The following is a 14,464-nucleotide window of genomic DNA, read 5'->3' as shown; positions in this document are numbered from 1 at the left end:
GCATTGGCATGAAACGACATATTGGGTAATATTCAGTATGTGCAGTAGACAATCAGTAACACCATACTTATGAATTTATTACATCTAGGAGGAGATTTTCCATGTTCGAAACGAAATACGAAGCATCTAAAAACCGTGTGTATGTTAAGCTTGAAGGTATGATGACAATTGAAGAGGCCAAAGAATACGATCAAGCTGTTCGTCGTGAAGTTGATAAAGCGAAGGAAGGCTACACATTCTGCATCGATATGGCGAAGGCACAACCAGCACCAGCTGATGTGAACGATTATTTGGCAGGATTGCGCGACTACATGGCAAACAAAAAAACAAAGGGATCTTCTATGATCGTAAGCTCCGCTCTGACGAAGCTGCAATTGTCTCGCTTGGTTAAAGATCTCGGCGGTGCATACGGCGTAGCTCAAAGCTACGAAGAAGCAGATCGCTACTTGGACAGCTTGTAGTCTTATAGTTCTTATCTTTTCGTCTTATTGAAGGATACTGAATGATATGACCTGCCCGTTCCCGGACGGGCAGGTCTTTTTTTGGTGACGAGCAAGCTTGAGCAAGTGCAATGAAGGACAACGCGTGGTATCGGAAGATACCCTATTACATAAAAGGTGTGACAGGAATGAAATCTCAATCTATCAACGAACGGATACGGGCGTTATGGAATCACTGTTTTCAATCACTGTTAGCGCGGATATTATTGCCTATCAGTCTTATTACTCTGCTTGTCATTATAACGACCAGCATGGTGAATGCCAGCTTTATTCGAAGTGTCGTTACTGACATGATGATCGAAGACACACAGACGGCAGTTCGGCAAATTGGGAAATTCGTAGTGCAGCACGGCAAGGACGATCCAAAGGCTGTATTGAATATGGTTGCATACAAGGATAACAGCACTTCATTGCTTGTGAAGGATGGCAAGGTGATAGCCCGATTTGGTAAGGAGCTGTCCAGTGAGATCGAAGATAGTCTGCATGCACTTTACACTGGCGAGCAGAATGAAATGAAGTTGGACATTGGACTCGGTGGATACGCATATGCAGCGAAGTCTGGAGATTATACCGCAGTAGTAATCTCGCGATTTGATGATTTTGACAGCAGTCTTGATTCTTACAATTGGCTGATGTGGGCGGTGACCATTGGATCCTTGCTCATTATCACGAGTGTGACTTGGATGCTTGTGAATCGTCTGTTTGTCAAACCAATCCACAAGGTTTCACGTACCGTTGAGCATATAGGGTCTGGGGACTTTACCCATCGTGTTGGAATAGCTGAGGAGCGCAAGGATATTTGGGGAAATGTATCCCGCAGCTTTTCGAGCATGCATAGCAATCTGAAGGAATTGGTCGATCAAGTTGTCGATACGAGCGAGAACATTAATACAACTTCGAATGACTTTGCAATCAGCTCGCAGGAAACAAGTAAATCATCGGAACAGATTACAATCTCGCTGCAGGATATATCAATGGGCGTGGACGAGCAGGCGAAGAAGCTTGCTGAGGTCGGTCAAATGATCGAGGATGTGACGATGGCAATTGGCGAAGTGGATCAAACGGTGAAGACGATTACAGGCGAATTCACGAAGGCCAATGATAAGGTTGTGCATGGCAATGAAATCGTCAATAAAACGATCACCCATATGAGACAGCTGTCTGATAATGTGGAAGCAAGTGCTGGAATGATGAGCAGCCTGCAGCAAAAATCCGATAAAGTCGGCGAAATTCTAGCGATTATCACGGATATTGCGGGGCAAACAAACCTGCTTGCACTGAATGCCGCAATTGAAGCTGCTCGGGCAGGGGAACATGGCAGAGGCTTCGCGGTTGTGGCGAATGAAGTTCGCAAGCTGGCTGATCAATCGAATCAGGCAGCTCTCGAAATTCAGCAGATTATTGCTGAAGTTCAATCCGAGACGGGAAATGCAGTCGAGACAATGGAGAAGAGCCATCATTTCGTCCAATCCGGCATTCAAAGTGTTAATGATACGGGTGACGTCTTCCATGCCATTGTGGCGATGATGCAGGAAATATCCAATCTAGCCAGCATGGTCGAGGCGATCGTCCAGGAGGTCAATATTAGCTCTCAAGACATGCTCGAGCGTGTTCAGGGGGTTGTGACCATTTCGGAGGAATCCGCATCAAGTGTGCAATCGATTGCCGCTGCTACTGAAGAGCAGAATGCGGTTATGGAAGAGCTGGCAAGCTCAGCCGAGGAATTTAAGCGCATGGCAATGGGATTGCAGGATTCATTGACGAAATTTAAATTTTAATATTTATTTTGACAACTAGATTATACCGTACTTGAACCGATACCTGACTTAGGTATCGGTTTTTTTTATGTCATGGCGATCACGCATGAATTTGCGTGCAGCAGGGAATAATTTGTCTGATCATCCAGCATGTTCGTCATCTTCAAAGTGATTACAGGAGGGAATTGTCTTATGGCGGACTTTGATTTCGCAGCTTCCCTGCAAGAACAAATATCGGCATTGTTTCATCATCGCGTCCATCTTGTGGTAAGAAGCATTTCGCCGTCAGTTGCCATATGCTATATGCCCCAGCATGTCGATACGAAGCAGCTTCACACCTCTATTCTATCTCCGTTGCTGCAGTTGGGGCAGACACCGACGATCGAGGATCTTCGCAGTTCGCTCCCTATCGGAGAAATCATGGATATTGCGACTATCCCGGAATGCGCACCGCTGATTGTGAAGGGATGGGTCTATATTGCGACCCCTCAGGCAGGCATTGCGGCAAATGTGGCGGACTTGCCTAAGCGGTCTCTTACCTCGCCAGAGAATGAGACGACCATATTAGGCCCAATGGTTGCTTTTACGGAGTCAATTGGCATGAACACGACCTTGCTTAGAACCTCTATTCCAGATACGGAGCTATGCAGTGAAGAATATAAGATGGGGAACAAACGCAATACGACGATCCATCTCATGTTTATGGCAGATCGGGCGAATCCAGATCGGGTTGAGCTGGTACGTCAACGAATTAAGCAGCTTCGTCTCAATGATGTGACAGGCAGCTCAGAGCTCATGCACATGATTCAGGATAATGATTTGAGTGTCTTCCCGCAATTGATGCTAACCGAACGGATTGATTTGGCTAGCCATTCGCTGATAGAAGGCAAGATTATTATTCTGTTGGATGGGAGTCCGCTTGTGATCGTAGGACCAAGCGAATTCATTGACTTTTTCTTATCCATGGAAGATCGCTATTTAGGATGGGGGATCGGGACATTTATTCGCGCACTGCGAATGGTTGCGTTAATTCTTTCTGTATTCTTGACTCCTGCCTATGTGGCCGCCCTTACTTTCCATTATGAAATTATTCCTTCCTCTTTGCTCGTATCCTTAATTGAGTCACGCTCCAAAGTCCCTTTTCCGCCTTTATTTGAGACGATAATTCTGGAAGTGACCATGGAACTGCTTCGGGAAGCGGGGGCGAGGCTGCCGACGAAGGTTGGACAGACAATGGGCATTGTAGGCGGTATTGTCATTGGGCAGGCAGCGGTTCAAGCCGGATTTACGAGCAATATTCTCATCATGCTAGTGGCACTTGCGGCGCTTGGTTCTTTCGCAACACCAGACTATTTAATGAGCAGCAGCTTACGCCTCGTCCGATATCCGATGGTGATCTTTGCGGGCATGTGGGGCAGCATCGGTATTGTGTTTGTAACCTCCTTGGTAACGATGCACCTCATTCGTCAGACGAGCTTAGGCAGGCCGTATTTTTCACCAGTTCACCCGATTAAGGAATCTGACTTGGCTTATGATGAGGTGCTGCTTCCAGAACCGAAGGGCTTGACTGCAACAGGGCACAAGGTTCGTAAATACGTCCGATCCATTTCTCTTCGTTCGCTATGGACCGGAAAGATTGATGATTAGTCATTTGTAGGTGAAAAAGATGAATAGCGGAACATCACACAAATATCAATTCAAAGCCTACATGCTGCTGTTCCTCGTGTGCAACGTGCAGGTCGGTGTAGGAATATTCGGATTTCAGCGGTACATCTATAAGGAGGCGGGGCATGATGCATGGATGTCGGTCCTGCTTGCAGGAATAGCTACCCATTTGATCGTCTGGATTATGGTCAAGACCTTGGAAATGCATAAGTCGCTTGATTTGTACGGCATTCAACACGTCCTGTTTGGCAAATGGATTGGCGGAGTATTGAGCATCTGCATGATGCTCTATTTCCTGACGAATATGACGACCATTGTCAGAACGTATATTGAAGCGATCCAATCGTGGATTTTCCCCGATTTTCCGACATGGCTCCTATCACTTATATTGCTTGTGCTTATGGTGTATGGCAGCTTGGGCGGAATTAGAGTCATTTTACAAACGAGCTTTATCAGCTTTTTCCTGATTATCGCGACCTCCCTTTTCTTCAATTATCCGATCCGCTATGTGGAATGGAGCCGTTTACTGCCAATTTATGATACGACTGCACAACATATTTGGGTAGGGGCAATAAAGATGGGGTTTACGATTACGGGGTTTGAAGTAATATTTATGCTCTATCGCCATGTGCAGGACAAAAATAAGGTGATGCGCTACGCACAAGCGAGCGTGCTCTTCACCAACATCCTGTACTTGTTCATTATGATCGTGTCGATCATCTATTTCAGTGAAAATCAGATACTTCGTACGATTTGGGGCTCCATTAATTTATTGAAAATTATTAAGTACCCCTTCTTGGAGCGGATCGAGTTCATTGCAATTCCCTTCTGGATGCTAGTTGTGCTTCCTGGTATCATGCAGTTGGCTTGGAACGTGCTGCGGGGCACTGTGCAGCTGTTTGGATGGAATGAGAAGCTGACACTGTATGGCTTGGCTGTTATTGTGATCGTGGCATCCAGCACCCTCCATAATCGGGGACAAGTGAATCAACTCAATGATTTTATCGGGATATACTCTGTGATTGTCTCTTATTGTTATCCGCTCCTCTTGTTCGCTCTGACGTATGTATACAAGTGGCGCAAACGTGAAAAGGGGAGTGATGCGCATTGAGATCGTTGCTCAAACCGATGTTCAGGGTAGTTGGTGTGTTATCCGTGCTGGCACTTCTTGTAGGCTGTGTACAGTCTAGTGTGCTGGAGAAGTTGGGAATAAGTGTAGCGATCGGGTTTGACGTTCTGTCGGAAGAGAAGTTTAATGTCACTTCAGTTCTGACCAATCCGGAGCCAGGAGCGAAGAAGAAGACGAAGATCGTCTCTGGTATTGCAAGCAGCACCAAGGGAGCTCGAATTAACAACAACCAGCAATTGGCCCACACACTTGTGAACGGTCAGGTTCGTGTCGTTGTCTTTGATGATAAGCTGGCCAAGCAAGGGATTACGTATATTGTTGAGAATTTGACGAGGGATCCGTTTTTCGGTGATATGATTTTTCTCGCAGTCAGTGAAGGGCCGTCTCATGAATTGCTGGCCGGCAGTTATGAGCAGATTCCGAATATTGGAACCTACTTGTATGAAATGCTGCAGCAGCATATTCAAGATGATTGGGTTCCATCCTGCACGGTTCACGATTATCGGAGCGCCTTCTACAGTGCTGGACAAGATCCGGTACTCCCAATGCTGCGCAAGCTGCCCAACGGAGTTGAGGTTTTTGGACTGGCCCTGCTTCAGAATGATCGAGTAGTCGGAACGATCGGGCCTGGAGAAGGCTATTTGCTCAAGCTGATGCTTGGAAAATTAGCGTCATTGAAAGAGATCAAAATTGATCGTGATGAGCTGCGTCCTTATTTGCATGAGGATCGGAAGGAGGACGGGCATGTACGAGTGGTCTTCGCGAACCTGGGCAGTAAAAAACATATTCGTCTCCTCTCAGCTTCTCCCCTGAAATTTCAAGCCAATTTACGCATCAATGTGGAGCTGCATGAAATTACAGATGAATATGATTTTAGCAAACCCCAGGCAAGCAAACTGCTTCAACAAAAAATAGGAGAAGCATTGACGAAGGAAACCGAAGCACTTATTAAAAAGCTTCAGCGCCTCTGCTCGGATCCGATTGGCTTCGGCGAGGTCTACCGCAGCTCGGTAAGGCACTCCAAACTGACAGCTGACAAGTGGAAGAAGATGTTCCCTGAGGCAAGCATTCAATCTCATGTCGAGGTGAACATTGTCCGAACAGGTACGATTGAGTAATCGGAATTTTTTGTGAGTTACATTGCGCTGAATGATTGACTCTCACGTAACGTGATCGTGTAGCCTAATGGTATTCCGACTTGTCGGAGAGGAACATACCATGAAGAGATGCAGGTGAACCTAATGAACATTCACATGGAAGACACATTACGTCAGTATGAAGTATTGTTGACTATGCCAAATGAGCAGAGAAATGGCTATTTCAGGCATACAATGATGAAGCCGTTTCGATCGATGTGGGAGACCATTCATGTACCTATAACAGCGCAGCAGCCGAACGGCTATGATGTGGTAATGGCCACTCAAATGATGGGCTTCCTTCCGCTTCAACATCAGGAAGGAATCGAGAAGGCGGGGAAGCGTCTGCAGGATATTCGCATTCTGGAACTCGCGAAGGAGACTTTGTTGGGATGTATCCACCGAATAGACTCAGCGGGGCTGGCAGTCAAGGCAGAGGAATTGATATTTGGCGCGTATCTTGCTGATCCTGACAAGTTAAGCAGTTATCAGGGGTATACCGGATTTGGCGGTATTCCAGGATATATCCTCATTATCCTGGATCCGAACAGCTACAATATTCCACGACTGCCGGCGCTGATCGCTCATGAGTTCCACCATAACGTTCGCTTCTCCTATTTCGATTGGAACCATGGCAATGTAACGCTAGGCGACTATATTATCATTGAGGGCTTGGCAGATTCTTTTGCAACTGAGATGTATGGAGAGGAGCTGCTTGGTCCATGGGTGGCGAATATACAGGGCAAGGAGCTGGATCATTGCTTCGAGGTAATCCGAGGAGCATTGGATACGAAGGGATTCGCTGAGGTGAGCAGCTATATGTTCGGCGATGAAGCTGCTGTGCGTGAAGGTTATCCGGCAATTGGATTGCCTGCGGGGGCAGGGTATGCGGTTGGCTATCATGTTGTACAGTCCTTCTTGAAGAGGAACGATGTATCTATTTATGAAGCGACCCTGCTGCCGGCGAAGACCATCATACAGGGGAGTGGTATGGTGTAGGATTATGTAGGATTATCGATTGATTGTAAGGCTCTCAAGAATCGGAAGAATGGATCCATATTCGGATGAGGCAAGACCCTGAGCAGCGGCGGAAATCTCTGCTCGGGGTCTTTGCGTTCTTCAGATCCTTCGTTCTTCAGGTCTTTCTTTCGATATTTCTTCGGTTGATTGTAGCCTTTGTTGCCGTAATTTGGTTACGGCAACAAAGGCTATTCATGCAGTAGTTCATCTCTTCTCATAAAACGGACTAGCTTCTCCTCGGTAGAGGAGTGTTCAATTGGGGTGAATACACTGCACCGCAAGTCCATGTTCCCCTGCAAGAGAAGCGAGGTAAGGTTGAACAGCATCTTGCCTGCCTTCGCGTGACGGAATTCGATCGTAACGTCGGGGGCAATGCTGACTTGGCTTGCTTCCCATAGTGCATGGAATTCGGGATGAAGCTCTGACATTTCGTCTACGAAGTCTGTATACCATTCATCTCCCACGTACTGACCATAGTAGGCGCGGAACATCGCGAGGAAGCCTCTGACGAAGTGTTCCCAATTGACGGCTAATGAGCGCAGCTCTTTTCTGACGAAGACGAGTCGAATCAAGTTCCGCTGCTCTAAGGGAACCTGATCGAAATCGAGAAATACATATGCCGCAGCGGCATTCCAGCCAACAATGTGGAAGTGCCTATCCGTAATGATGGTTGGGCAATGCGTTAGCTCATTCAATATTTTCCCGAGCGATGGCGGAATTTTCGCAATACTCATTTCCTGCTGTGGTGGACTAATATGCTTCTCAAGTGCAAGATCGTATACATATTTCCGCTCATCCTGATTCAGTTGCAGAGCGGCAGCTACCGCGTCCAGAACAGATGGAGACACGGTGATGTCGCGCCCTTGCTCTAGCCAGGTATACCAAGTCGTACTGACTCCTGCCAATTGCGCTACCTCTTCACGACGCAGGCCAGGTGTTCGACGTCTAGTACCAGCAGGCAGTCCTACGGACTGCGGTTGAATGCCTGAGCGCTTGGACTTTAGGAAGGTGGACAGGGCTTCTAATCTCGTTTGGTTGGACATGGCTATCCCTCCTATCAAGCCAGTTGTACATTTAGTTTTGTTTTATCGACTATGTAGAGTGAATAACCAGATCAGCAGTCGATTAGCAACGGATCAGGAATAATCGTGAACGTTACATTGTTGTTTGTGATTCCCAACTTGCATGTCGCAGCATGGCTTCATGGCCTTATCTAGTATATCATTTGCGCAGCGTAATCGATTGGAAGTGCAAGTTGTCATCATCCAATGGGACAGTGTGGAAATCTACGATCTGAAACCAACGGGATAAGGTCTTCTGAATGGCATTGTCCGTGTGAAAGGAGAAGAATCGCTGCGGATTGCACCAATCGGCCTCCCATACTCCTTCTGAGTCGTATCCACCATATAATCCAATAAAAAGCAGTCCATTCGGAGTGAGCACTCGATGCATTTCTTGCAAGACCCGATCCAGATCTTGCTTCGGCCCATGCAGCAAGCAATTTAGCGTGTAGACAGCTTGAAAGCTATGATCGGCAAAGTCCAACTGATAAAAATCCATTACTTTCGCATTCAAGCCTCTTTCGATGCACTTCTTCACCGATTCACTGGATAGATCGATGCAGGTTATCTGCATTCCGCTCTGTTGAAAATAAAAGCCGTCGATCCCTGTTCCCGCGCCGATTTCGAGTATAGTAGTTTTCCCCTCATTGCTTAACAACTTACGAAATTTCTCTCTTTCGTCTATTTTCCAAGAAGACAAGGACTTGCTGGATCTTCTCCGGGCATCCTGATCATACGATTGGGCTAGTGCAGCTTTGAAGTTGGACATGAAATCTACTCTACCTTTCTGCCAATATATTACGAACATTTGTTTCCTTTATTATAGATAAGGATTCCTAATTATGTCAACGAATGATGCAAGAGAGCAGCTGAGGAGTGCTTGATATGGATGATATTTATTGTTTACTGCTGGAGTCAGGTAGTAATTATACTAGTATAACCAACAACTTGTAATAGGATAAATCCTGTGTGACAATATCGTAAACCAATGAATAGGCATGAGGCGACTCATGGATGATCCAAATAGCTAGGTAGATTCATATTTCACAATGAAGACAGTGTCGTTATAGAGGCTTGTACGATCACGATCTGTGAGGAGGAATTAGAGTTGGAACCCGTAGTGATTACAGGAATGGGAGTTATCTCCCCGATAGGAAATGATGTAGAGACATTTTGGAGGAACTTAGTTGCTGGACAATCAGGAATATCCTCTATTGATACATTTGACGTGAGCGGCCATAAAACGAAAATTGCCGGTCTTGTGCGTGAGTTCGATGCGGATGGACTTCTAGGACGCAAAGAGGCAAGACGGCTGGATCGCTTCACTCAATTTGCACTTGCTGCCGCAGAGCAGGCATGGGCGGATTCTGGGCTGGTGCTGGATCAGATTGACCCTGAGCGCTTAGGTGTCTACGTGGGGTCAGGCATTGGCGGAATTGAATCCTTGATTGAAAATGTCGATATTTTGCGAAGCAGAGGTCCTGGGAGAGTCAGTCCGACCTTGGTGCCAGCCATGATGGCGAATGCAGCGTCTGCACAGATCAGCATCAAATGGGGAGCGCTGGGCCCTACGATGTCCCATGTCTCTGCTTGTGCGATCGGCAATACTGCGATTGGCGAGGCGTTCCGGCTCATTCGCTCGGGAGGAGCAGACATTGTATTTGCAGGCGGAACGGAAGCTGCTGTTACCGACTTATCGCTAGCCAGCTTCGGTAATGCAACGGCATTATCAACAAGGAATGATGATCCGACGAAGGCCAGTCGGCCCTTCGATGCGGAGCGGGATGGATTTGTCATGTCTGAAGGCGCGGGCATACTCATTCTGGAATCATTGTCGCACGCCATCCGTAGAAAGGCACGAATCTATGCGGAGGTTATTGGATATGGGATAAGCTCGGATGCTTACCATATTGTTGCGACCCATCCTGAAGGGCGAGGTGCCTATCTTGCGATGAGAACGGCTCTTCAGGAAGCATCAGTCTCTGCCGAGGATGTAGATGTCATTAACGCGCATGCAACGAGTACGGAGGTTGGCGATCTGGCAGAGACAACGGCGATTAAAAGAATGTTCGGCGAGCATGCTTATCGGATTCCGATAACAGCAAATAAGTCCATTACGGGTCACATGCTGGGTGCTGCTGGGGGAGTAGAGGCCATCTCGCTCGTGAAGAGCTTACAGGAGGGACTGATTCCGCCGACGATTAACCTTGAGAACCCTGACCCCCTCTGCGATCTGGATTATGTGCCGAATGAAGCACGGAAGGCCAATGTGAAGGTGGGACTATCTAATTCTTTCGGCTTTGGCGGTCATAATGCCGTGATCGTGTTGAAGAAGTATGAGTGATTGAGACGCATAACCGGATAATCGGTTCGGTACAAAATAGCCCCTGACTTGCGGCATATCCGCAAATTCAGGGGCTCGGCGTTTATCAGCAGGGCTTAGGATTCAAGACGCTTACGTTGGAAGCGGGCAATCGCTTCGTATTCTTCATCCAGCTTGCGGAATATCGAGATATAGATCGGAAGCAGTTCATGATAAATCGCTGCATGCTCCGGATTAGGTTCATGCTTGTGCGTAGCGCCTACCATATCAGATACGATACGGAGTGAATCGGCTCTTCCAGTTGCGTATAGACCAAGCACAACAGCACCAAGGCAGGAGCTCTCGTAGCTCTCAGGGACGACAACTTCTTGATCGAAGATGTCGGCCATCATCTGCCGCCAGAGCGGTGAACGAGCGAATCCGCCAGTGGCGTGAATCTTGCTAGGGCGTCCCATCTGCTCTTCCATTGCAAGCAACACCGTGTACATATTGAAGATGACGCCTTCCAGCACGGCACGAATCATATGTTCCTTCTTGTGATGCATCGTGAGGCCGAAGAAGGAGCCGCGCGCGTCCGCATTCCAGAGCGGAGCTCGTTCGCCAGTTAGATAAGGATGGAAGAGCAGTCCGTCTGCCCCCGGCTGAACCTGCTCGGCAATGCGAGTAAGCAGATCATAGACATCAATGCCAAGCCGCTTCGCTGCTTCAACCTCGGAAGCAGCCAGTTCATCGCGTACCCAGCGGAACAGCATGCCGCCATTGTTCACAGGTCCGCCGATGACCCAGTGCTTGTCTGTCAGGGCATAGCAGAAGATTCTGCCCTTCGGATCGGTAAGCGGTTGTTCCACGACGGTACGGATCGCGCCGCTCGTTCCAATTGTTGCTGCAACAACACCAGGCTCGATCGCATTTACACCAAGATTGGAGAGCACACCATCACTGGCTCCCACAATCGTTGGGGTAGCAGGGGAGAGTCCCATCTCCCGCGCGTAGACTTCATCCATTCCTGTTAGCTGATGCGTAGTAGGAACGAGCTCGGATAGCTTGTCAGTCGATATGCCCGCAAGTTCAAGCGCTTCTTCATCCCAAGCGAGCTGCTGCAAATTCATCATCCCGGTAGCAGACGCAATCGAGTAATCTACAACATACGTATGGAACAGCTTGAATAGTACGTATTCCTTAATGGAAATGAATTTAGCCGCCTTATTTAACAATTCCGGAGCTTCATGCCGCATCCACATCAACTTCGTAAGCGGGGACATCGGATGGATGGGAGTGCCTGTCCGCAAATATAAGGCATGTCCCTGCGGATCCTTCTTGAGCTGAGCTGCATATTTGCTGCTCCGATTGTCTGCCCACGTGATGCAAGGGGTGAGCGGATGGCCATCTGCATCGACGGCGATGAGGCTATGCATCGCCGAACTGAAGGACAGGAACAGTACATCCTCAGGCCCGGCTTGCGCAGCGCTCATCGCTTGCTTGACAGAAGAGACAACGGCTTGGAATATCCGTTCTGGATCCTGCTCGGCTATCGTTGCGTTCGGTGTATGCAGTGGATAGCCTTGGCTGCCGGTGGATATGACTTTGCCATTCTCTTCGAATACGACTGCCTTCGTGCTCGTCGTTCCCATATCGATTCCGATCATGTAGTTGGGATGATTCATAGGAATAACCTTCTTTCTTTCATTACCATGTATGTTACACTACTGTGCTCAACAGCAGAATCAATGCTAATCCGACGACAGATAGAATCGTCTCCATCACTGTCCATGACTTAAGTGTCTCTGGGACGGACATGTTGAAAAATTCCTTCACCATCCAGAAACCTGCATCATTGACGTGGGACAGAACGATCGAGCCTGCGCCAGTTGCCAGTACAACCAATTCTACAGGAACACCTGGAGTCATCGCCAGTACTGGAGCAACAATACCAGCAGCGGTCGTCATGGCAACGGTTGCAGAACCAGTTGCAACACGAATCAATGCTGCGACGAACCAGGCGAATAGTATGACGTTAATGTTCGCTTGTGTGGCAAGCTCTGCGATCGCACCGCCAACACCACTGTTAATGAGCACTTGCTTGAACGCACCGCCGCCGCCAATGATAAGAATGATCGTTGCGGTAGGAGCGAGACATTCGCTGGTGAAGCGGGATATCTCTTCCTTCTTGAAGCCGCGCGCATAACCGAGCGAGAAGAAGGAGAAGACGACTGCAATCAGAAGCGCGATAATTTCATGGCCGATGAATTTGCACAGTACGGCTAAGCTGCTAATGCCTTCAGGATCGATGATGTCTGCGACGGAGCCAATCAGCATAAGAATGACAGGCAGCAAAATGGTGAACAGCGTAATGCCGAAGCTTGGGAGCGGCCGATCACTCTTCTGCGCGAATTGCTCAGCGAGCTTCGCTGGCGGCTGTAATTGAATGCGTTTACCAATAAACTTGCCGAATAGCGGCCCTGCGATAATTGCTGTTGGTATTCCGACGAGCAGAGAGTAGAGAATCGTACGACCGAGATCCGCTTGATAAGCGTCGATGGCAATCATCGGTGCCGGATGCGGTGGTACGAGTCCATGTACGGTAGATAGCCCCGCCAAGATTGGAATGCCGATCTGCAGCAATGATTTGTTTGTTTTGCGTGCTACAGTGAACACAATTGGAATTAATAGTATTACACCAACTTCAAAAAATACCGGGATACCTACAATAAAACCAACAAGGAGCATTGCCCAGTGAACGCGTGCTTCTCCGAATTTATCAATAAGGGTAGTGGCGATTTGCTCTGCACCGCCGGATTCTGCCATCATCTTGCCCAGCATGGTACCGAGCGCAATGACAATGGCTATCGTGCCAAGTGTGCCGCCAAGGCCTTGTGTAATCGATTGCACAACATCTTGCGGTTTCATGCCTGTTAACAGACCGAGCATTAATGCTGATATAAGCAACGTCACGAAAGGATTCCATTTTAGCTTGGCAATGAACACAATGAGAAATACGATGATAAGCAGTGTCCAAAATAGTAATGTCACATTGTGACTCATTCCGAATAGTGTGCTCATGATGTACGAGCCTCCTTTTGAAAAGTGCCGATTGTTATGAATGATTCCAAATATAGCGTTTCCAAAACAAACTTGGATACTTGTCGACAACTTAAAATTAAAAAAACTTTGTATCCTTGCAGCTTGCCGTTATGAATGCGGCAAGCTGACATGCAAGGTACGGTTCGAGTCGGCGAAGTAGGCTGAGACAACCTGCTGGATCGTATGAGTATCCTTCGACTGGAGTCCTCTTACGATCGTACGGTGTTTTTCAATTACAGTGAACAGCTTCGCTTCTCCCTCAGAGAATATTTCTTCCGTTGTCATCAGCATGACGGTCTTCACGATCAGTCGAATGCTCGTCCACAGATGCATGATGCGTTTATGCTCCGCTGCAGCAATGATCGCTTCATGGAACGATAAATCCTGATAAGCGAATTCAACGGCATCATTGTACTTAACCGCGAGTTCCATCTTGTCGATAATCTGCAGAAGCGTCAGAATCAGACCATCTGTGTTCACGATGGCGAGCCGCTGCTGGACAAAGCTCTCAATGAGATAGCGAACATCGTACAGTTCTTCGACGTCGATAAGACTAAGCCCTAAGACAACAGCACCCATGCGCTCCAAGCGGATAAGCCCTTCGTTAGAGAGCGTTTTCAATGCTTCGCGAACGGGAGAGCGGCTGGTGCCGAAGTCGGCAGCCACTCGATTCTCCGATATAATTTCGCCCGGCTTGATGGAGCCGTTAATAATTTGCAATCGCAGCTCACAGGCGATGGATTCCCCAAGGGATGCGCCCTGCAGCCACTGTTTCGGATAGTGTATCATGCG

Annotated in this window: 12 protein-coding genes; 7 read left to right on the top strand and 5 right to left on the bottom strand. The window is 47.9% G+C overall.

Translation table 11 applies throughout. The features are described 5' to 3' along the window. Window positions 1-101 precede the first annotated feature (101 nt). The 6 genes from BP95_RS0110905 to BP95_RS0110880 all read left to right on the top strand — a co-directional run bounded on the left by BP95_RS0110905 (window position 102) and on the right by BP95_RS0110880 (window position 7,186). Window positions 102-461 (top strand): hypothetical protein, encoded by a 360-nt coding sequence (locus BP95_RS0110905; RefSeq protein WP_021254824.1) that lies wholly within the window; start codon window positions 102-104, stop codon window positions 459-461. 167 nt (window positions 462-628) lie between these two features. Then, on the top strand, window positions 629-2,278 hold the full coding sequence (locus BP95_RS0110900) for a methyl-accepting chemotaxis protein (protein WP_021254823.1): 1,650 nt from the start codon (window positions 629-631) through the stop codon (window positions 2,276-2,278). 171 nt (window positions 2,279-2,449) lie between these two features. After that, entirely contained in the window at window positions 2,450-3,904 is a 1,455-nt protein-coding gene (locus tag BP95_RS0110895; protein WP_021254822.1) for a spore germination protein, read from the top strand. 19 nt (window positions 3,905-3,923) lie between these two features. Further along, on the top strand, window positions 3,924-5,033 hold the full coding sequence (locus BP95_RS0110890; protein ID WP_021254821.1) for a GerAB/ArcD/ProY family transporter: 1,110 nt from the start codon (window positions 3,924-3,926) through the stop codon (window positions 5,031-5,033). Continuing rightward, a complete protein-coding gene (locus tag BP95_RS0110885) occupies window positions 5,030-6,169 on the top strand; it encodes a Ger(x)C family spore germination protein (protein WP_028532159.1) in 1,140 nt (379 codons plus the stop codon). Before BP95_RS0110890 ends, BP95_RS0110885 begins: the two co-directional genes overlap by 4 nt. A 123-nt stretch (window positions 6,170-6,292) precedes the next feature. Further along, window positions 6,293-7,186: a DUF2268 domain-containing putative Zn-dependent protease gene (locus tag BP95_RS0110880; protein WP_021254819.1), complete on the top strand. Its 894-nt coding sequence runs from the start codon at window positions 6,293-6,295 to the stop codon at window positions 7,184-7,186. Window positions 7,187-7,395: 209 nt separating this feature from the next. Here the strand turns inward: BP95_RS0110880 and BP95_RS0110875 are convergent, their stop codons facing one another. Continuing rightward, window positions 7,396-8,250, bottom strand: a complete 855-nt coding sequence (locus BP95_RS0110875) for a helix-turn-helix transcriptional regulator (RefSeq protein ID WP_021254818.1) — start codon at window positions 8,248-8,250, stop codon at window positions 7,396-7,398. A gap of 178 nt (window positions 8,251-8,428) precedes the next feature. Beyond that, window positions 8,429-9,037 carry a class I SAM-dependent methyltransferase gene (locus tag BP95_RS0110870; RefSeq protein ID WP_021254817.1) on the bottom strand — a complete coding sequence of 203 codons (609 nt, stop codon included), beginning with the start codon at window positions 9,035-9,037 and terminating at the stop codon, window positions 8,429-8,431. A gap of 339 nt (window positions 9,038-9,376) precedes the next feature. On the opposite strand from BP95_RS0110870, the gene fabF reads away from it, so the two are divergent. After that, window positions 9,377-10,612 carry a beta-ketoacyl-ACP synthase II gene (gene fabF, locus BP95_RS0110865; RefSeq protein ID WP_021254816.1) on the top strand — a complete coding sequence of 412 codons (1,236 nt, stop codon included), beginning with the start codon at window positions 9,377-9,379 and terminating at the stop codon, window positions 10,610-10,612. Between the two features lie 95 nt (window positions 10,613-10,707). Here the strand turns inward: fabF and gntK are convergent, their stop codons facing one another. The 3 genes from gntK to BP95_RS0110850 form a co-directional block, all read right to left on the bottom strand. Beyond that, complete coding sequence (gntK, locus tag BP95_RS0110860; protein WP_021254815.1) at window positions 10,708-12,255, bottom strand: gluconokinase; 1,548 nt, start codon at window positions 12,253-12,255, stop codon at window positions 10,708-10,710. A gap of 34 nt (window positions 12,256-12,289) precedes the next feature. Continuing rightward, a complete protein-coding gene (locus BP95_RS0110855; RefSeq protein ID WP_028532158.1) occupies window positions 12,290-13,651 on the bottom strand; it encodes a GntP family permease in 1,362 nt (453 codons plus the stop codon). Window positions 13,652-13,780: 129 nt separating this feature from the next. Next, window positions 13,781-14,458, bottom strand: coding sequence for a GntR family transcriptional regulator (locus BP95_RS0110850; RefSeq protein ID WP_028532157.1), 678 nt, complete (start codon window positions 14,456-14,458; stop codon window positions 13,781-13,783). Between the last annotated feature and the right edge of the window lie 6 nt (window positions 14,459-14,464).

It is taken from the genome of Paenibacillus sp. UNC217MF (assembly GCF_000686865.1).
In the GTDB taxonomy this organism is placed as follows: domain Bacteria; phylum Bacillota; class Bacilli; order Paenibacillales; family Paenibacillaceae; genus Paenibacillus_B; species Paenibacillus_B suaedae.
The sequence above is the reverse complement of the archived record's forward strand: the minus strand, read 5'-3'. Positions and strand labels throughout refer to the sequence as shown.